The sequence below is a fragment of the Kluyvera sp. EC_51 genome, assembly GCF_019584505.1.
In the GTDB taxonomy this organism is placed as follows: domain Bacteria; phylum Pseudomonadota; class Gammaproteobacteria; order Enterobacterales; family Enterobacteriaceae; genus Kluyvera; species Kluyvera sichuanensis.
Genome location: NZ_VDAG01000111.1, coordinates 82,524 through 102,233, shown reverse-complemented (window position 1 = coordinate 102,233; position 19,710 = coordinate 82,524). Strand labels below are relative to the sequence as shown.

At 54.0% G+C, this 19,710-nt stretch carries 15 protein-coding genes; 7 read left to right on the top strand and 8 right to left on the bottom strand.

Annotated features, from left to right (window positions below; genetic code table 11):
• Nucleotides 1-96 precede the first annotated feature (96 nt).
• The 4 genes from FHC49_RS21930 to aroP all read right to left on the bottom strand — a co-directional run bounded on the left by FHC49_RS21930 (nucleotide 97) and on the right by aroP (nucleotide 4,141).
• Nucleotides 97-375: a PTS transporter subunit EIIB gene (locus FHC49_RS21930; protein WP_220440857.1), complete on the bottom strand. Its 279-nt coding sequence runs from the start codon at nucleotides 373-375 to the stop codon at nucleotides 97-99.
• A 41-nt stretch (nucleotides 376-416) separates the two neighbouring features.
• The gene (locus FHC49_RS21925; RefSeq protein ID WP_220440856.1) at nucleotides 417-1,487 is read right to left on the bottom strand and encodes an SIS domain-containing protein; all 1,071 of its coding nucleotides are present in this window, start codon (nucleotides 1,485-1,487) and stop codon (nucleotides 417-419) included.
• A 140-nt stretch (nucleotides 1,488-1,627) separates the two neighbouring features.
• On the bottom strand, nucleotides 1,628-2,668 hold the full coding sequence (locus FHC49_RS21920) for a LacI family DNA-binding transcriptional regulator (RefSeq protein ID WP_220440855.1): 1,041 nt from the start codon (nucleotides 2,666-2,668) through the stop codon (nucleotides 1,628-1,630).
• 102 nt (nucleotides 2,669-2,770) lie between these two features.
• Nucleotides 2,771-4,141, bottom strand: a complete 1,371-nt coding sequence (gene aroP, locus FHC49_RS21915) for an aromatic amino acid transporter AroP (protein ID WP_220440854.1) — start codon at nucleotides 4,139-4,141, stop codon at nucleotides 2,771-2,773.
• Nucleotides 4,142-4,678: 537 nt separating this feature from the next.
• Between aroP and pdhR the strand changes: the two genes are divergently transcribed.
• The 5 genes from pdhR to FHC49_RS21890 all read left to right on the top strand — a co-directional run bounded on the left by pdhR (nucleotide 4,679) and on the right by FHC49_RS21890 (nucleotide 12,405).
• The gene (pdhR, locus tag FHC49_RS21910; RefSeq protein ID WP_185668515.1) at nucleotides 4,679-5,443 is read left to right on the top strand and encodes a pyruvate dehydrogenase complex transcriptional repressor PdhR; all 765 of its coding nucleotides are present in this window, start codon (nucleotides 4,679-4,681) and stop codon (nucleotides 5,441-5,443) included.
• A 156-nt stretch (nucleotides 5,444-5,599) separates the two neighbouring features.
• Entirely contained in the window at nucleotides 5,600-8,263 is a 2,664-nt protein-coding gene (aceE, locus tag FHC49_RS21905; protein ID WP_185668513.1) for a pyruvate dehydrogenase (acetyl-transferring), homodimeric type, read from the top strand.
• Nucleotides 8,264-8,277: 14 nt separating this feature from the next.
• Complete coding sequence (gene aceF / locus FHC49_RS21900) at nucleotides 8,278-10,170, top strand: pyruvate dehydrogenase complex dihydrolipoyllysine-residue acetyltransferase (protein WP_220440853.1); 1,893 nt, start codon at nucleotides 8,278-8,280, stop codon at nucleotides 10,168-10,170.
• A 206-nt stretch (nucleotides 10,171-10,376) separates the two neighbouring features.
• Nucleotides 10,377-11,801, top strand: coding sequence for a dihydrolipoyl dehydrogenase (lpdA, locus tag FHC49_RS21895; RefSeq protein ID WP_185668615.1), 1,425 nt, complete (start codon nucleotides 10,377-10,379; stop codon nucleotides 11,799-11,801).
• Nucleotides 11,802-12,120: 319 nt separating this feature from the next.
• Complete coding sequence (locus tag FHC49_RS21890) at nucleotides 12,121-12,405, top strand: hypothetical protein (protein ID WP_220440852.1); 285 nt, start codon at nucleotides 12,121-12,123, stop codon at nucleotides 12,403-12,405.
• 52 nt (nucleotides 12,406-12,457) lie between these two features.
• Here the strand turns inward: FHC49_RS21890 and FHC49_RS21885 are convergent, their stop codons facing one another.
• The gene (locus FHC49_RS21885; protein ID WP_220440851.1) at nucleotides 12,458-13,264 is read right to left on the bottom strand and encodes a DUF2950 family protein; all 807 of its coding nucleotides are present in this window, start codon (nucleotides 13,262-13,264) and stop codon (nucleotides 12,458-12,460) included.
• Nucleotides 13,265-13,275: 11 nt separating this feature from the next.
• On the bottom strand, nucleotides 13,276-14,928 hold the full coding sequence (locus tag FHC49_RS21880) for a DUF3300 domain-containing protein (RefSeq protein WP_220440850.1): 1,653 nt from the start codon (nucleotides 14,926-14,928) through the stop codon (nucleotides 13,276-13,278).
• Between the two features lie 467 nt (nucleotides 14,929-15,395).
• On the opposite strand from FHC49_RS21880, the gene acnB reads away from it, so the two are divergent.
• Entirely contained in the window at nucleotides 15,396-17,993 is a 2,598-nt protein-coding gene (acnB, locus tag FHC49_RS21875) for a bifunctional aconitate hydratase 2/2-methylisocitrate dehydratase (RefSeq protein WP_185669255.1), read from the top strand.
• Between the two features lie 217 nt (nucleotides 17,994-18,210).
• Here acnB and FHC49_RS21870 read toward each other — a convergent pair whose 3' ends face one another.
• A complete protein-coding gene (locus FHC49_RS21870; protein WP_220440849.1) occupies nucleotides 18,211-18,537 on the bottom strand; it encodes an excalibur calcium-binding domain-containing protein in 327 nt (108 codons plus the stop codon).
• 348 nt (nucleotides 18,538-18,885) lie between these two features.
• Here FHC49_RS21870 and yacL point away from each other — a divergent pair, with 348 nt between their 5' ends.
• Nucleotides 18,886-19,248, top strand: a complete 363-nt coding sequence (gene yacL / locus FHC49_RS21865; protein ID WP_185669254.1) for a protein YacL — start codon at nucleotides 18,886-18,888, stop codon at nucleotides 19,246-19,248.
• 33 nt (nucleotides 19,249-19,281) lie between these two features.
• On the opposite strand, the gene FHC49_RS21860 is transcribed toward yacL, so the two are convergent.
• On the bottom strand, nucleotides 19,282-19,629 hold the full coding sequence (locus tag FHC49_RS21860; protein WP_035891920.1) for a YacC family pilotin-like protein: 348 nt from the start codon (nucleotides 19,627-19,629) through the stop codon (nucleotides 19,282-19,284).
• Nucleotides 19,630-19,710: the final 81 nt, after the last annotated feature.

Below are 19,710 nucleotides of genomic sequence, written 5' to 3'. Positions count from 1 at the left end.
AACGGTATAACGCTTGCTTACTATGACCGGAAAAGCCGTAGTATTATCCGGATAGACTAGGAAAGTGTTACCTATGTTCCCGGTCTGAAGTGTTACCTATGTATCCGGTCGTACACCCTGCGCGCCGGGCATCAGCTCGCTCAACGCCGCAAAGATCTTCTCCACCTTAGGACCGATCACAATCTGGAACTGACTGCCGTTATTGACCAGCTTCACGACCTCGGAAAGCTCATACAGGCTTTTCTCATCGACCTGTGAGTCGTCTTTCAGATTCAGACGCAGGCGGGTCGCGCAGTGGTTTGCGTGTTCGATATTCTCCTGACCGCCAACGGCGGTCAGGATCTGTTGTGCAACGGCTAAATATTGAGTCGCCATAACGAGGCACCTTTATCAGTAGGTAGGGTACAGGCTGTTGTTCAGGCGTAGTCGCCTGGTTTGGTTTTACTTTTTACCGCCACGCCGAAGTCGGTGAAGATGCGCTGCGGCAGGTTATTGCCTTTTGCCTCGGCGATGTGATGCGCGAGGATCTGGAACGGAATCACCATCACCAGCGGCAGTGCGGTTTCCGGCAGCGCGACGTTGAGCGCCAGGGTATGCGGGTCATCGCTTGCCTGCGGGGTGACGGTATAGACGTAGTCGGTATGACGCTGTTCATACTGGCGCAGCAGCACCAGGCGCTCGCGGGCCACGCTCGGCACGTCGAGGAAGAACAGGCGGTGCTGTGGATTAATCTCGAAGTACGGGCCATGCATAAATACTTCCATCTCAATTCCCTGAGAAGGGACGCGCACCGTTTCGGTAAATTTGGTCGCCATCTCCATGCACACGCCGACCGCCGGGCCGTAGCCAATGCTGGTGAAGCGCGGGGAGGCGGTCAGCTCTGGCTGCCAGCGGGTAAAGAACGTTTCGGTCGCATCAATGATTGATGGGATAGCGTTGACCGCCTCGCGCAGCATCGCCAGCTCCTGCTGCTCACGCGCGTCGTCGATAGCGTCAACGGCGCGAGCGTGGCGCAGCCCCAGCAGCATCAGCGTCAGGATGGTGGCTACGTAGCCTTTGGTCACGTAGCCCACGCGTTCTTCACCGATATCAAGCAGGACAAAGCGGTCAGCCGTTTTTGCCAGCTCGCTCTGGGGCTTGCTGGTCAGGCCGACGGTTTGCACGGCGTACTGCTTTTTCAGCGTTTCCAGCGCGTGCAGCGTTGAGGTGCTTTCACCGCTTTGTGAGACGGCGACAACCGTGCCAATCGCCGGGTTATGTTTTTCAAAATGCTGATAGTGGAACGGTTCTGCGATGGTCAGACGAACCGCGGAGAGGCTTTCCACATAGTATTTTGCACTGACCGCCGCGTTTGCGCTGGAGCCGGTTGCCAGCACCAGCCACTCGCGAGCATCGGTAATGGCCGGAACGTTGTGCGGGTAGTTATCCAGGATATGGGCAAGCGTCGCCTGCTCTTCGTGGATATAGGTCATCATGGTGGGTTTCATTGCGGCCTCTCTTGACTGAAAACTGAAAACGTTTTCAGTAAAATATTATGAGAGAAAATGTATCGTCAATTTTACGTATGTTGATTTGTGATGCGGATCTGAATATTTAGTGTTCAGCTGGCCCGCAGGCCAGCGGGGAACTACGCGGATTCACCGGCGACCAGCACCGGCGTGATGGTGTGGGCTTCTGGCAGCATATCCTGCAGCAGGGTCATCATCTGGCGGATAACCTGTTGACCAATCTCGTCATTTTTATGGTTAACGGTGGTAATGCGCGGAATGAAATATTCACTGCCGGGGAAATACTCGCAGCTGGCAATGGCCACGTCGTCGGGAACGGACAGGCCGTGATCTTTCAGCGCCCGCATCGCGCCCATGGCGACGCGATCGTTAATCGCCAGAATCGCCTGAGGCAGGGGACGTTCAGATTTAATCAGCCGTAGCGCGGCCTCATAGCCATGCTCCGGGTAGAAGTTGGTTTCGATAATCATCGCGCTGTCGCTGGCAATACCGGCGGCATTGAGCGTGTTCAGGAAGGCGTTGACGCGCTGCCCGGTCATGTAGACGTTGGATGAACCGCCGATAAACGCCATCTCGCGATAGCCTTTGTCGAGCAGATGACGGGTGACCATTTGCACGCAGTTGATCTGGTCACGTTCGAGGCAGGTGTAGTCGTAGCGCGCCAGCTTGCGCCCAACCACCAGTACCGGCAGCGAGGCGATAAGCTTCTGTAACCCTTCAAGATAGCTCTCAGGGATTTTCAAATAGTCGATGTTGCCGCCGAGTATAATCACGCCATCGAGCTGGCTATCGATGATGGTGCTGAAGATCTGATCTTCGGCAATCACCTGCGAGGAGCTGGAGCGTTTGTTTGCCGATTGGGTATCGAAGAGGATGATTTTGTACCCGGCCTGCAGGCAGGCTTTTTCGATTTGCTCAACCAGGGTGGCGAAGTAGGGGTTGGTGATGTCCGAGACGACAACGGCCAGCGTCATGCTTTTGCGCGAAATCATGCTGCGCGCCATCAGATTGGGGCTGAACTGGTGTTCGTCGATGACCTGCTGCACTTTGGCGCGGGTCTTGTCGGATACCCAACTGTTGTTGTTGAGCACGCGGGACACGGTGGCAATAGAGACGTTTGCCAGCTCGGCAATGTCTTTGATCGTGAGGTTTTTTTTCATTAGCCACCCAGGTCCTTTTGTCGACGGTAACGCTGGAATGGTACATCACTTTTGCGCAGGGGAGAACGCTCTGCACCCAATGGGTACAGAGCGTGGACAGGATTAATGTGCTTTCGCGGTTTTGGCGCTTTTCTGTTTGAACATAAAGCCAATACCCAGAATGACGATCCACACCGGAATCAGCCATACCGAGATAGCCATGCCCGGCGTCATCACCATGATGACCAGAACGGCCGCCATGAAGATCAGGCAAATCCAGTTCCCTAACGGGTAGAACAGTGCCGGGAAGCGAGTGGTAACGCCCTGCTGCTGTTTGGCTTTACGGAATTTCATGTGTGCCAGGCTAATCATCGCCCAGTTAATCACCAGCGCGGAGACCACCAGGGCCATCAGCAGGCCGAACGCGGATTCTGGTGCCAGGTAGTTGATCAGCACGCACAGTGCGGTAACCACGGCGGAAACCAGAATGGTGTTCACTGGCACGCCGCGTCTATCAACGCTCAGCAGCGCTTTCGGGGCATTGCCCTGCTGCGCCAGGCCAAAGAGCATGCGGCTGTTGCAGTAGACGCAGCTGTTGTACACGGAGAGCGCAGCGGTCAGGACCACGATGTTCAGGGCATTCGCCACGAACGAGTCGCCCAGTTCATGGAAGATAAGCACGAACGGACTGACGTCTGCGGTGACGCGGGTCCATGGCATCAGAGAGAGCAGTACCGCCAGCGAGCCCACATAGAAAATCAGGATACGGTAGATAACCTGGTTGGTGGCTTTTGGAATGCTCTGCTCTGGGTTATCCGCTTCTGCTGCGGTGATACCTACCAGCTCAAGGCCGCCGAAGGAGAACATGATAATTGCCATCATCATCACCAGCCCCATCCAGCCGTGAGGCAGGAAGCCGCCCTGTTCCCACAGGTTGCGTACGGTAGCCTGCGGGCCAGCGGTGCCGCTAAACAGCAGCCACGCGCCGAACAGGATCATGGCGATAACGGCAACGACTTTAATGATTGCAAACCAGAACTCCATCTCACCGAACACTTTTACGTTGGTCAGGTTGATGGCGTTAATGGCGATAAAGAAGACGGCCGCTGATACCCAGGTAGGGATCTCAGGCCACCAGAACTGGATGTATTTACCGACGGCGGTCAGTTCCGCCATGGCAACCAGTACGTACAGCACCCAGTAGTTCCAGCCCGATGCGAAGCCTGCGAAGTTGCCCCAGTATTTATAGGCAAAGTGGCTAAAGGAGCCTGCAACCGGCTCTTCAACCACCATTTCGCCGAGCTGGCGCATGATCATAAAGGCAATAAAGCCCGCGATAGCGTAACCCAGAATGATACCCGGACCGGCAGACTGGATAACGGAGGCGCTGCCGAGAAACAGGCCTGTGCCGATAGCGCCGCCCAGAGCGATCAGCTGTATATGGCGGTTCTTAAGGCCGCGCTTAAGCTGTGCGCCTTGTTGTTGACCTTCCATTGTGAAACCTCGTGTGTGGTTATTATTGTCACGCTGTCTGCGTATGTACTTAGAAAATTCCGTTTTCTGTATTGTTATGTTTACGAATCGCTTTTCTGAAATAGAGGTAAGGCTCTTTCGTCATGTGCAGAATAGTGGTAAGTGCGCCGGAATGCACCTGCTTTATGAAGGGATGATGACGACCTGGGTAAAAAGCCGACAGCTGTCACGAGAGCGTGCAAATATTACATTGCCCACTATATGGGTATTTATCGCATTAAAGTGAATTTATATTCATTTTATTGGTAATTGAAACGGTTCAGTTTGCGTAATATTGTTTTTATTTAGTTAATTGTACTTCTTTATAGGTAAAGCTGTTTTTTGTGCAAAGTTACATTTCTGAAACATCATTTCTGTAATGTTGTTAAAAAGTGCCGGGTTTACTGATTTCAATCAAAACCTGTATGGACATAAGGTGAATACTTTGTTACTTTAGCGCTACGAACTTGAAATTGGTAAGACCAATTGACTCCGGGCTAATGGCAGAGACAGGGAACAATGGCCTACAGCAAAATCCGCCAACCAAAATTATCCGATGTGATTGAGCAGCAGTTGGAGTTTTTGATTCTTGAGGGGACGTTACGCCCCGGCGAAAAACTTCCACCTGAACGCGAACTGGCAAAACAGTTCGACGTTTCTCGCCCTTCGCTGCGTGAGGCTATCCAGCGCCTCGAAGCCAAAGGGCTCCTGCTTCGTCGCCAGGGCGGCGGGACTTTTGTTCAAAGCAGCCTATGGCAGAGCTTCAGCGACCCGCTGGTTGAGCTTCTGTCCGATCACCCTGAATCCCAATTTGATCTGCTTGAGACCCGTCACGCGCTTGAAGGTATCGCGGCTTATTACGCGGCACTGCGCAGCACTGATGAAGATCGCGTACGCATTCGTGAGCTGCATCAGGCCATCGAACGGGCTCAGCAGTCGGGCGACCTCGACGCTGAATCTGACGCCGTCGTCCAGTATCAAATTGCGGTCACCGAAGCCGCCCACAACGTAGTACTGCTTCATCTGCTACGGTGTATGGAGCCTATGCTGGCGCAAAACGTTCGCCAAAACTTTGAGTTGCTGTATGCCCGCCGGGAGATGCTCCCGCAGGTCAGTAACCACCGTACAAGCATCTTTGATGCGATTATGGCCGGCGAGCCCGAGCAGGCGCGTGAAGCGTCGCACCGCCACCTGGCCTTCATCGAAGAGATTTTGCTGGACAGAAGCCGTGAACAGAGCCGCCGTGAGCGCTCGTTACGCCGTCTCCAGCAGCGAAAGGATTAATATTTTTTCCGGCAGTCGTTTGACCGGGAAATGTGGAAAATGCGCCATTAGAGCGCGGCAACTAAACGCAGAACCTGTCTTATTGTGCTTTCCCACGAAAACACAATGGGACAGGTTCCAGACAAATCAACGTACTAGATAGATAAGGAATAACCCATGTCAGAACGTTTACTCAATGACGTGGATCCGATCGAAACTCGCGACTGGCAACAGGCGATCGAATCGGTCATCCGTGAAGAAGGTGTTGAGCGCGCTCAGTATCTTATCGACCAACTGCTTTCTGAAGCCCGCAAAGGCGGCGTTCAGGTAGCTGCGGGTGCAGGTGCTAGCGGTTACGTCAACACTATTGCCGTTGAAGATGAACCGGAATACCCGGGTAATCTGGAGCTGGAGCGTCGTATTCGTTCTGCTATCCGCTGGAACGCCATCATGACCGTGCTGCGTGCGTCTAAAAAAGACCTCGAGCTGGGCGGCCACATGGCTTCCTTCCAGTCTTCAGCGACCTTCTACGAAGTGTGCTTCAACCACTTCTTCCGTGCGCGCAACGAGCAGGATGGCGGCGACCTGGTTTATTTCCAGGGTCACATCTCTCCGGGCGTATATGCACGTGCGTTCCTGGAAGGTCGTCTGACCGAAGAGCAGATGAACAACTTCCGTCAGGAAGTTCACGGTAAAGGTCTGTCTTCTTACCCGCACCCGAAACTGATGCCAACCTTCTGGCAGTTCCCGACCGTATCTATGGGCCTGGGTCCAATCGGTGCTATCTATCAGGCTAAATTCCTGAAATACCTGGAACACCGTGGTCTGAAAGATACCTCCAAGCAAACCGTTTATGCCTTCCTGGGCGACGGCGAGATGGATGAGCCAGAATCTAAAGGTGCGATCACCATCGCGACCCGTGAAAAACTGGACAACCTGGTCTTCGTTATCAACTGTAACCTGCAGCGCCTTGATGGCCCGGTTACCGGTAATGGCAAGATCATTAACGAACTGGAAGGTATCTTCGCGGGTGCTGGCTGGAACGTTATCAAGGTTATCTGGGGCGGTCGTTGGGATGAACTGCTGCGTAAAGATACCAGCGGTAAACTGATCCAACTGATGAACGAAACCGTTGACGGCGACTACCAGACCTTCAAATCCAAAGACGGCGCTTACGTACGTGAGCACTTCTTCGGTAAATATCCAGAAACTGCAGCGCTGGTTGCCGACTGGACTGACGAGCAGATCTGGGCCCTGAACCGTGGTGGTCACGATCCGAAGAAAGTCTTCGCTGCACTGAAAAAAGCGCAGGAAACCAAAGGCAAAGCAACCGTAATCCTCGCCCATACCATTAAAGGTTACGGCATGGGTGACACCGCTGAAGGTAAAAACATCGCTCACCAGGTGAAGAAAATGAACATGGACGGCGTGCGCTATATCCGCGACCGTTTCAACGTTCCTGTCACCGACGAGCAGGTTGAAAAACTGTCTTACATTACCTTCCCGGAAGGTTCTGAAGAGCACACCTATCTGCACGCCCAGCGTGAAAAACTGCACGGCTACCTGCCAAGCCGTCAGCCTAACTTCGATGAGAAGCTGGAGCTGCCGACCCTGGAAGATTTCGGCCCGCTGCTGGAAGAGCAGAATAAAGAGATCTCTACCACTATCGCGTTCGTACGTGCCCTGAACGTGATGCTGAAGAACAAATCCATCAAAGACCGCCTCGTGCCGATCATCGCCGATGAAGCGCGTACCTTTGGTATGGAAGGTCTGTTCCGTCAGATTGGTATCTACAGCCCGAACGGTCAGCAGTACACCCCGCAGGACCGCGAGCAGGTTGCATACTACAAAGAAGACGAGAAAGGCCAGATTCTGCAGGAAGGTATCAACGAACTGGGTGCTGGCGCATCCTGGCTGGCTGCTGCGACCTCTTACAGCACCAACAACCTGCCGATGATTCCGTTCTACATCTACTACTCCATGTTCGGTTTCCAGCGTATCGGTGACCTGTGCTGGCAGGCAGGCGACCAACAGGCTCGCGGCTTCCTGGTAGGGGGTACTTCCGGTCGTACGACGCTGAACGGCGAAGGTCTGCAGCACGAAGATGGTCACAGCCATATTCAGTCTCTGACTATCCCGAACTGTATCTCTTACGATCCATCTTACGCGTACGAAGTTGCGGTCATCATGCACGATGGTCTGGAGCGTATGTACGGTGAGAAACAAGAGAACGTTTACTACTACATCACCACGCTGAACGAAAACTACCACATGCCGGCAATGCCAGCAGGTGCCGAGGAAGGTATCCGTAAAGGTATCTACAAACTCGAAACCATCGAAGGTAGCAAAGGTAAAGTTCAGCTGCTGGGCTCCGGTTCTATCCTGCGTCACGTACGTGAAGCAGCGCAGATCCTGGCGAACGACTACGGCGTTGGCTCCGATGTGTACAGCGTAACTTCCTTCACTGAACTGGCACGTGATGGCCAGGATTGTGAGCGTTGGAACATGCTGCACCCAATGGAAACGCCACGCGTTCCTTACATCGCTCAGGTGATGAACGACGCGCCAGCTGTAGCCTCTACCGACTATATGAAACTGTTTGCTGAGCAGGTTCGTACTTATGTACCGGCTGATGATTACCGCGTACTGGGTACCGACGGCTTTGGCCGCTCTGACAGCCGTGAAAACCTGCGTCACCACTTCGAAGTTGATGCTTCCTACGTGGTAGTAGCGGCACTGGGCGAACTGGCTAAACGTGGCGAAATCGATAAGAAAGTGGTTGCGGAAGCAATTACCAAATTCAACATCGATGCAGAAAAAGTTAACCCGCGTCTGGCGTAAGAGGTAAAAGAACAATGGCTATCGAAATCAATGTACCGGACATCGGGGCTGATGAAGTTGAAATCACCGAGATCCTGGTCAAAGTAGGCGACAAAGTTGAAGCTGAACAGTCGCTGATCACCGTAGAAGGCGACAAAGCCTCTATGGAAGTTCCGTCTCCTCAGGCTGGTATCGTTAAAGAGATCAAAGTCTCTGTTGGCGATAAAACTGAGACCGGCAAACTGATCATGATTTTCGATTCCGCCGACGGTGCAGCAGCTGCTGCACCTGCTAAGGCAGAAGAGAAGAAAGAAGCAGCGCCAGCGGCAGCACCTGCTGCTGCAGCGGCAAAAGACGTACACGTTCCAGATATCGGCGGTGACGAAGTTGAAGTCACTGAGATTCTGGTCAAAGTGGGCGACACCGTAACCGCTGAGCAGTCACTGATCACCGTAGAAGGCGATAAAGCCTCTATGGAAGTTCCGGCACCGTTCGCGGGCACCGTGAAAGAGATCAAAGTGAACACCGGCGACAAAGTGTCTACCGGCTCCCTGATTATGGTCTTCGAAGTGGCGGGCGCAGCGCCAGCAGCCGCTCCGGCACAGGCTGCAGCTCCAGCAGCGGCGGCTCCGGCAGCAGCAGCGGGTGCGAAAGACGTTCACGTTCCGGATATCGGCGGTGACGAAGTTGAAGTGACCGAAGTGATGGTGAAAGTGGGCGACAAAGTTGCCGCTGAGCAGTCACTGATCACCGTAGAAGGCGACAAAGCCTCTATGGAAGTTCCGGCTCCGTTCGCGGGTACCGTGAAAGAAATCAAAATCAGCACCGGTGACAAAGTGTCTACTGGTTCCCTGATTATGGTCTTCGAAGTGGAAGGCGCAGCACCTGCCGCCGCTCCAGCAGCCGCGGCTCCAGCCCCTGCTGCTGCACCGGCTCAGGCTGCTAAACCTGCTGCCCCGGCTGCGAAGGCTGAAGGTAAAACCGAGTTCGCTGAGAACGATGCTTACGTTCACGCAACCCCACTGATTCGTCGCCTGGCGCGCGAGTTTGGTGTGAACCTGGCGAAAGTGAAGGGCACGGGTCGTAAAGGCCGTATCCTGCGCGAAGACGTTCAGGCTTACGTGAAAGAAGCCGTTAAACGCGCTGAAGCGGCTCCGGCTGCAGCAGCGGCTGGCGGCGGTATCCCGGGCATGCTGCCTTGGCCGAAAGTCGACTTCAGCAAGTTTGGTGAAATCGAAGAAGTGGAACTGGGCCGTATCCAGAAAATCTCTGGTGCTAACCTGAGCCGTAACTGGGTGATGATCCCGCACGTTACTCACTTCGATAAGACCGATATCACCGATCTGGAAGCGTTCCGTAAACAGCAGAACGCCGAAGCTGAAAAACGTAAACTGGACGTGAAATTCACTCCAGTGGTCTTCATCATGAAAGCCGTTGCTGCCGCTCTGGAACAGATGCCGCGCTTCAACAGCTCTCTGTCTGAAGATGGTCAGCGCCTGACCCTGAAGAAATACATCAACATCGGTGTTGCGGTTGATACGCCAAATGGTCTGGTTGTTCCAGTCTTCAAAGACGTGAACAAGAAGAGCATTACCGAGCTGTCCCGTGAACTGACTGTGATCTCTAAGAAAGCGCGTGATGGTAAGCTGACTGCTGGCGAAATGCAGGGCGGTTGCTTCACCATCTCCAGCATCGGCGGCCTGGGTACGACCCACTTCGCGCCGATTGTTAACGCGCCGGAAGTGGCGATCCTCGGTGTCTCCAAGTCCTCTATGGAGCCAGTGTGGAACGGTAAAGAGTTTATGCCGCGTCTGATGATGCCAATTTCTCTTTCCTTCGACCACCGCGTGATCGACGGTGCGGATGGTGCGCGCTTTATCACCATCATTAACAATATGCTGTCCGACATTCGCCGTCTGGTGATGTAATAAAAAAGCCGGCCTGACGGCCGGCTTTTTTCTGGTAACCTCAGGGTGATTTGGGGTTATCAGCAACAAAGGACAAAATCGTTTGCCGTTTGTTGTTTAAAAATTGTTAACAATTTTGTAAAATACACGCGGATAGAACGTCCCGGTGGATGATGGGCGTAATAACTATAACGTCAGACCGCCGGATACAAATGATAGAGGTCATGATGAGTACTGAAATTAAAACTCAGGTCGTGGTACTTGGGGCGGGCCCTGCGGGCTACTCTGCTGCATTCCGTTGCGCTGATTTAGGTCTGGAAACCGTAATCGTAGAACGTTACAGCACCCTCGGTGGTGTTTGTCTGAACGTTGGCTGTATCCCTTCTAAAGCACTGCTGCACGTTGCAAAAGTTATCGAAGAAGCCAAATCACTGGCTGAACACGGTATCGTCTTCGGCGAGCCGAAAACCGATATCGACAAAATTCGTACCTGGAAAGAGAAAGTTATCACTCAGCTGACCGGTGGTCTGGCTGGTATGGCCAAAGGCCGTAAAGTTAAAGTGGTAAACGGTCTGGGTAAATTCACCGGGGCAAACACCCTGGAAGTGGAAGGTGAGAACGGCAAAACCGTGATCAACTTCGACAACGCTATCATCGCGGCGGGTTCCCGTCCGATCGAACTGCCATTCATTCCACATGAAGACCCACGCGTTTGGGACTCCACAGACGCACTGGAACTGAAAGAAGTGCCAAAACGCCTGCTGGTTATGGGTGGCGGTATCATCGGTCTGGAAATGGGCACCGTATACCATGCGCTGGGTTCAGAGATTGACGTGGTTGAAATGTTCGACCAGGTTATCCCGGCTGCAGACAAAGACATCGTTAAAGTCTTCACCAAACGCATCAGCAAGAAATTCAACCTGATGCTGGAAACCAAAGTGACCGCCGTTGAAGCAAAAGAAGACGGTATCTACGTTTCCATGGAAGGCAAAAAAGCCCCTGCAGAAGCACAGCGTTATGACGCCGTGCTGGTGGCTATCGGTCGCGTACCGAACGGTAAAAACCTCGACGCGGGCAAAGCTGGCGTAGAAGTTGACGAGCGTGGCTTCATCCACGTCGACAAACAGCTGCGCACCAACGTGCCGCACATCTTTGCTATCGGCGATATCGTCGGTCAGCCAATGCTGGCGCACAAAGGTGTTCACGAAGGTCACGTTGCCGCAGAAGTTATCGCAGGCCAGAAACACTACTTCGATCCGAAAGTGATTCCATCCATCGCGTATACCGATCCGGAAGTTGCCTGGGTTGGTCTGACCGAGAAAGAAGCGAAAGAGAAAGGCATCAGCTATGAAACCGCCACCTTCCCGTGGGCTGCTTCTGGCCGTGCTATCGCTTCCGACTGCGCAGACGGTATGACCAAACTGATCTTCGACAAAGAATCTCACCGTGTTATCGGTGGTGCGATTGTCGGCACCAACGGTGGCGAGCTGCTGGGTGAAATCGGTCTGGCTATCGAAATGGGCTGTGATGCTGAAGATATCGCGCTGACCATCCACGCTCACCCGACTCTGCATGAGTCTGTTGGCCTGGCGGCAGAAATCTTTGAAGGTAGCATTACCGACCTGCCGAACGCGAAAGCGAAGAAGAAGTAATCTTCTGACCGTAGTCCGGCCGAGCATAGCGACGCCGGGGAACGCACGGTCCTCCCGGAGTCGGCTAACGCCTCGACCGGGCTACCATAGAATAAGCGGCTTAACGGCCGCTTTTTTTATGCTTTCTGTCAACGACTTATGTCAAACCGTAGCAAAGATTGCGAAGCGGGTTACAGTTTTCCAGCACTATTGCCGCATTTTCGGCGCTTTCCTCCATTTTTCCTCCCTCAGACACGAAACGTTCTGTTATAGCTTGCTGCACTTTGAATAATAATCACGGATTAAACTGATAGCAGGCTAACAAATTGGAGTGCAAAAAATGAAAACGTTTCTGACGACGGCGGCCCTGGCGGCCACGCTGGTTTCCGGTATGGCGATGGCGAGTGACGCGACGATCCCGTGGGCGGATAACAGCGGCGGTACCGAAAGCACGCACATTGCCGCGATGGGGCAGGATCTGAATGCACAGCATCAGCAGATTACGAAGACGCAGGAAGGGGTATGGGCCGATAACTCCGGTAGCATCAGCGCTGATGAAGCCGCGTTGACCAGCAGCAAACCGTTGGTGCAGGGGCACCCGGAACTGATGCCGCATCAGGGTTAAGTTAACGGTGTGAAGAGTGCCCGGCAGCGTATAGACGCCGCCGGGCATTTTTTTACTCTGCGACCGCCTGCCAGCCCGCGCTAGCATCGGGATCAAAGTGGGCAATCGCCTGCGATTTTTGTTCAGACTCGACGCCCAGATTCGCCTCATAGACGCGATCGTTTTGGTCGATCATAAAGCTCATCACGCCGGTCTGCCCCCACTCAACCGGCCAGGCCAGCAGGGCAACGTCACCTTTATCACCTTCCGGCAGAATGCGGAAGTGGTAGCCGTGATAGCCTTCCCCCGGTGCATTTGGGCTGAAGTTTGGCCCTAATGGGCTTGGCGCTTCTCCTGGGGCCGCTGGCCAGTAGAGGCCATCTTTTTTCCCGTCGCTGCTGATGATTTTCTGCGCCCAGGCGTGGTTCAACTGGTAGTAATCCTGCTGAGCATCGACGTAAGCATGCATCGCCTGGATGGCCGACAGCTCGTTACGCCCAATCGCGCGGGTCAGAATCTCATCCTTCCCGGCAGACATGTTAAATTCCCAGCCTTTGGCGCTTTTCTCCATCGGAATCGGTAGTCGCCAGCCATCGTTGCCAACGTCCAGCCAGGCGGTATTGGCCTGAGTGACGATGCGGTGGCTGACCTGCCAGTCGCGCAGGAAGCGGTCAACGGCATCCTGGTCGACGCCGTCCGGCGGCAGGAACTGCTGCCAGTTATCGCCGAGTAGCTTATCCAGCTCGGCATCATCTTTCTGGGTCACCGCATTGACCAGCGCGCTAGCGGCCTGGTCTGGGGTGGTGAAGGTTTGCTGCGCCAGCGCCATCAGCGGGGACATCGCCAGCGCCAGAAGCGCTATCTGTATCTGCTTTTTCATCACGTTATCCTTTAGCGTCGACGGAACTCATGGTGCCCGGCAGGGCTACCAATGTGCTGCTCGCCGCCGAGCCCGGAGGCATGGCGGCTCTGTAGCCCACGAGACTGCTGTGCCTGCCATGACGGTGCGCGGCTTTCATTACCGCTGAGCGCCGTGTTATGCAGACCGCCGCCGTTGGCGCGCAGCGCGCTGTTCTGGCCCATCATTCCGGCGTTCAGATGCGGCGTCTGGCCGTTCAAGCGCTCGTGCGTTTGCAGATTTTGACGCTGAGTCGCGTTGAGCTGCGGACGCTGCTGGGTATGCTGAGTCGCCGCCGCGCGCTGCTGTACCGAGTGCGTCTGCGCACGGTTTGTTGGCGCGTCATAGCCGCGGAAGTTATTGCGCTGCGCCGCCTGATTCCACTGCTGTGTTGCCGCATTACGCTGGGCATCACGCGAACCTAGTCCAGCTGGGCTGGCGTTGCCACTACTGGTATGCGTACGCTGCTGCAGCTGCGACATCGCTGCCTGACGCTGGCTGTCGCGGTTAGGCTGCACGTGCTGGGTTGCGCTCAACCCGCCGGCCACATCGGTTTGATGCGGAGCAACCACGCCCGGCGTCTGGTGCGTGGCGCTCAGCCCCCCGGCGACGTTGGTCTGGTGGAACTGCTGAGTCACGTTGTTGTTTGGGTACGGCGTGTTGCCACGATACGCTGGATTGTGCTGCCAGCCCATCGTCTGGCCGCTAATGTTCTGACCGCTTATCTTGTTGAAGTTATTCACGTTAATGTTGATGTTATCGCCATTATGCTGATAGCCGCCGTGGTCATAATGATCGTCATGATGATCATCGTCGTGGTGGTGATGGTCGTCATCATCCCAATCGATGCTGCTGAAAATCGCATAGGTGGTTGCTACGCCAAGGCTATAGCCGAAGCCGCGTACAAAGCTGTCGGCAAACTGTTCCCCCGGAGGCGGCGGCAGATAGACCGGCGGCGCGGAGGTATAAGGCCAGCTGCTGCCGTAAACCACCGTCGGATTGTAGTTCGGTACGTAGACCACCTGCGGATTGCTCGGCTCAATCTTGATAACCGTTGGCGTGCTGCTGGCGGTATGCGTTGAGGTCGATGAGGCCACGCGTTTGGTGGTGGTGACCGTCTGCTGCGGCGTCGACTTCAGCGAACCGGTTTGCTGGGCGAGCTGGCGCAGTTTCTGCACGGCGTCCATCACGTCCTGCGGTTGCGCCAGAAACGCGTTCCCGAGGTTGGTCACCCACTGCGGATCTTCCCCCATCATGCCCGTCAACTGCGGGAAAGCGACCAGTGATTTTACGCTGACATCCCACGGCTGATTCGCCACGGCTTTCACCGCTGCATCCCCCTGCTGGCCGGGGTGATCTTTCGACCACTGCACTGCTTGCGTGACATTATCCGGATAGGTTGAGGCCATCAGCACCTGCGATAGCAGCGGGTCTGGGTAGAGTGCGATAGGCGCTACCCACTGCGTGATTTGCGCGGTGGTGTAGGTGACCGGGGCAGGGGCGGCTTCAGGTGCCGTCGCCGTGACAGCAGGAGGCACATCAGGGGTGACGGGCTCCCGGCTTTTGACGTACAGCGTGCCGGCGGCCGCGAGCAGCCCGGCGCTGCAGATAAGCGCAATATAGTGGGGCTTAAAGGGCAAAGTCATGGTGGTTCTCCAGGGAACTACACAGTCCGTAACAGAGGTGTCGGATATGCCGCGAGTATAATGAGGCTATTGTTTATTTTTTGATTAAAGCAGGGATTTCTGCGGTTGCTAGGAAAATCTGACAAGAGTTTACACAGCCGAAGGGAGCGAAAAACGGTCTACTGGCGGCGTGATGATTGCCCGTTTTATCGTCCTCTTAGATGTCATGCTTTCATAACAAAATGTTTAATACCCCGGCCATTCGATGGTTTTTTTTCATCGTAAAAAGGCTTTTTTTAATCTGTTATATCAACATTAACGATTCAGCAAATATTTAATGTTGCTTTTTTGTAAACAGATTAACACCCTCCAGAAATCCTGCTATGCTGGCCTCGCGGTACCGGGCTTTTACCCTACAAACTGCTGTCTCACAGGAGCGTGAAGAGATCGCCGACCGCATATGACAATGAGAGCGAGGAGATACCGTCGTGCTAAAAGAATACCGTGAGCACGTAGCTGAGCGTGCCGCCGAAGGGATTGTTGCCAAACCCTTAGATGCTACCCAAATGGCCGCGCTGGTTGAGCTGCTGAAGAACCCGCCTGCTGGCGAAGAAGAATTCCTGTTAGACCTGTTAACCAACCGTGTGCCGCCGGGCGTTGATGAAGCCGCCTACGTTAAAGCGGGTTTCCTCGCTGCCGTCGCAAAAGGCGAAGCCACCTCCCCACTGGTTACCCCAGAAAAAGCCATTGAACTGTTAGGCACCATGCAGGGTGGTTACAACATCCATCCGCTGATTGATGCGCTGGACGATGCGAAACTGGCCCCGATTGCTGCCAAAGCGCTGTCCCATACCCTGCTGATGTTTGATAACTTCTACGATGTAGAAGAGAAAGCCAAAGCGGGCAACGCCTACGCTAAGCAGGTTGTTCAGTCCTGGGCTGATGCCGAATGGTTCCTGAACCGCCCTGCGCTGGCAGACAAAATCACCGTTACCGTTTTCAAAGTGACCGGTGAAACCAACACCGATGACCTGTCTCCGGCGCCGGATGCCTGGTCTCGCCCGGATATCCCTCTGCACGCTCTGGCGATGCTGAAAAACGCCCGTGAAGGCATTGACCCGGATCAGCCTGGTGCCGTTGGCCCGATTAAACAGATCGAAGCCCTGCAGCAGAAAGGTTTCCCGCTAGCCTACGTGGGCGACGTTGTGGGTACCGGTTCTTCCCGTAAATCAGCGACCAACTCCGTACTGTGGTTCATGGGTGACGATATCCCTCATGTGCCGAACAAACGCGGCGGCGGTCTGTGCCTTGGCGGCAAAATTGCACCTATCTTCTTCAACACCATGGAAGATGCGGGCGCGCTGCCAATTGAAGTGGACGTTTCCAACCTGAACATGGGCGACGTGATTGACGTGTACCCGTTCAAAGGCGAAGTGCGTAACCACGAAACCGACGAACTGCTGGCAACCTTCGAGCTGAAAACCGACGTACTGATCGACGAAGTACGTGCCGGTGGCCGTATTCCGCTGATCATCGGCCGTGGCCTGACCACCAAAGCGCGTGAAGCGCTGGGTCTGCCGCACAGCGATGTATTCCGTCAGGCAAAAGACGTGGCGGAAAGCAGCCGCGGCTTCTCTCTGGCTCAGAAAATGGTTGGTCGCGCTTGTGGCGTGAAAGGTATTCGTCCGGGCGCATATTGCGAACCGAAGATGACCTCCGTAGGTTCTCAGGATACCACCGGCCCAATGACCCGTGACGAACTGAAAGACCTGGCGTGCCTGGGCTTCTCTTCTGACCTGGTGATGCAGTCCTTCTGCCACACTGCCGCGTATCCTAAGCCGGTAGACGTGACCACGCACCACACGCTGCCAGACTTCATCATGAACCGTGGCGGTGTCTCCCTGCGTCCGGGCGACGGCGTTATCCACTCCTGGCTGAACCGTATGCTGCTGCCAGATACCGTGGGTACCGGCGGTGACTCCCACACCCGTTTCCCAATCGGTATCTCCTTCCCGGCGGGTTCTGGTCTGGTGGCGTTTGCCGCAGCGACCGGCGTGATGCCGCTGGATATGCCTGAATCTGTACTGGTTCGCTTCAAAGGCAAAATGCAGCCGGGGATCACCCTGCGTGACCTCGTTCATGCGATTCCGCTGTATGCGATTCGCCAGGGCCTGCTGACCGTTGAGAAGAAAGGTAAGAAAAACATCTTCTCTGGCCGCATCCTGGAAATCGAAGGTCTGCCGGATCTGAAAGTTGAGCAGGCGTTCGAGTTGACCGATGCCTCTGCAGAGCGTTCCGCTGCGGGCTGTACCATCAAGCTGAACAAAGAGCCAATCGTTGAGTACCTGACCTCCAACATCGTGCTGCTGAAGTGGATGATCGCAGAAGGCTACGGCGACCGTCGTACGCTGGAACGTCGTGTACAGGGCATGGAAAAATGGCTGGCGGATCCGCAACTGCTGGAAGCTGATGCTGACGCAGAATACGCGGCGGTGATCGACATCGATCTGGCTGATATCAAAGAGCCAATTCTGTGTGCACCAAACGATCCGGACGACGCGCGTCTGCTGTCTGACGTGCAGGGCGAGAAGATCGACGAAGTGTTCATCGGTTCCTGCATGACCAACATCGGCCACTTCCGTGCTGCCGGTAAGCTGCTGGATAACCATAAAGGCCAGCTGCCAACCCGCCTGTGGGTGGCTCCGCCAACTCGTATGGATGCGGCTCAGCTGACCGAAGAAGGTTACTACAGCGTGTTCGGTAAGAGCGGTGCGCGTATTGAGATCCCTGGCTGCTCCCTGTGCATGGGTAACCAGGCGCGTGTAGCGGATGGTGCGACGGTGGTGTCGACCTCAACCCGTAACTTCCCGAACCGTTTAGGTACCGGTGCGAACGTCTTCCTGGCGTCTGCAGAGCTGGCAGCAGTTTCTGCGCTGATCGGTAAACTGCCAACCCCGGAAGAGTATCAGACCTTTGTGGCTCAGGTTGATAAGACGGCGGTAGATACCTACCGTTACCTGAACTTCGACCAGCTCTCTCAGTACACTGAGAAAGCGGACGGCGTGATCTTCCAGACTGCAGTATAAAAAGTAGACCGGACGAGATGCGTTAGCATCGACTCCGGGAACTCCCCGGCGGCGCTACGCTTGGCCGGGCTACCAAAAAAGGGTGAGAGTTTAGACTCTCACCCTTTTTATATTAAGTACCGTACTGATATTGATGCTCTGCCTATCATTACTTTTACTTAATTCATTGAAAAGTAAGTTTATTATATCTCTGTTTTATCTAATGATACGGTTGTTATTATTTGCTGGTTGCTATTTGTATAGATGTCGGAGTTTGTACCGATGCCAGATAATTGAATGTGGCAGGTTTATTACTGAAAATACGCATGGCGGGATTTTGGCTCTTAATTTGTGAGCGATGATGGCCACAGAGGTTATCACTTTCACACGGCCAGCCATCATGATCGCCATCCATCTTCGTGTTAGGGCAATTTTTTAATACCCACCGAGCCTCTTCGCAGGTCGTCATTTCACTGCAGTAATGACGATTATTACATTCATAACCGTATGAATATGTGCTTAAAAATGTAGATGAAATAATTATCAATTTGATGGTTTTTCTCATTTTTTCATTCCGTTGATGAAAGAGATTGTTGATATAATCATATGTTCGAGATACCTGTAAAATAATTTATTGAAGATTGCTATATTAATAATATTCATAACGAATAAATTATTTGATTATATTTTACATATTAATTGGTCAATATACCCAGAAGCGATCGCCCATCATGATCAATCTTTCACCATTGCCCTGACATATCTCCACCAAAGTGCTGGTGGTGTGGGCGATTGTCGTGATGTTTTTTTCCCACTCTGCGGGCTATCGTACTGCTTTTATCCTCTCCAACTGCGATAATTACCTATAGGTACAATGCAGCGGTGACGCATTGCCTTTGTAGAGGAACAGATTATGGATTATGAATTTCTGCGTGACGTTACCGGAGGGGTAAAAGTACGTATGTCGATGGGCCACGAAGTGGTCGGTCACTGGTTTAATGAAGAGGTCAAAGACAACCTCTCGCTACTGGACGAAGTCGAACAGGCTGCACGTACCGTCAAAGGCAGCGAACGCTCATGGCAGCGCGCGGGGCATGAATACACCCTGTGGCTGGACGGCGAAGAAGTGATGGTTCGCGCCAATCAGCTGGAGATTTCTGGCGATGAGATGGAAGAGGGGATGAGCTACTACGATGAAGAGAGCTTGTCGCTTTGCGGCGTTGAGGACTTTTTGCAGGTCGTTGCGGCGTACCGTGAGTTTATGAAGCAGCGCTAACGGATGCGGAGCCTGCGGGCTCCGCGACGCGCATTATTTGACGTAGGCCAGCAGGCTCAACGAGTCGCGAGCCAGCGCTTTACACTTCTTCGAGGTAGGAATGCCGATGCCGCTGAGATCGCGGTAGCTGTCTTCACCCAGCGCCTTCATGTTAAAGGTATCGTAGTTGCTGAGATCCCACTGATTTTGCTGGGCAAAAAAGACCAATGCGCGACGAATTTGCGTGTTCGGTAGATTCTGGTAACCACAGTCGTTTTTCAGGAAGACAAATACCGCCGTGAGATCGGCCATATCTTCTGCTTCAGACTCGCTTAAAGCATAACTGGAACTGGACATCGCCAGCAGCGAACCAAGCAGTACCGTTCGGAAAAACGTCTTCATTTCTTCTACCTTACATCGTCGATATTCAACGTTAACATACTTCCAGAAGCGGCGGGAGGCTTTCTTAAAGCTTTCTGCTTG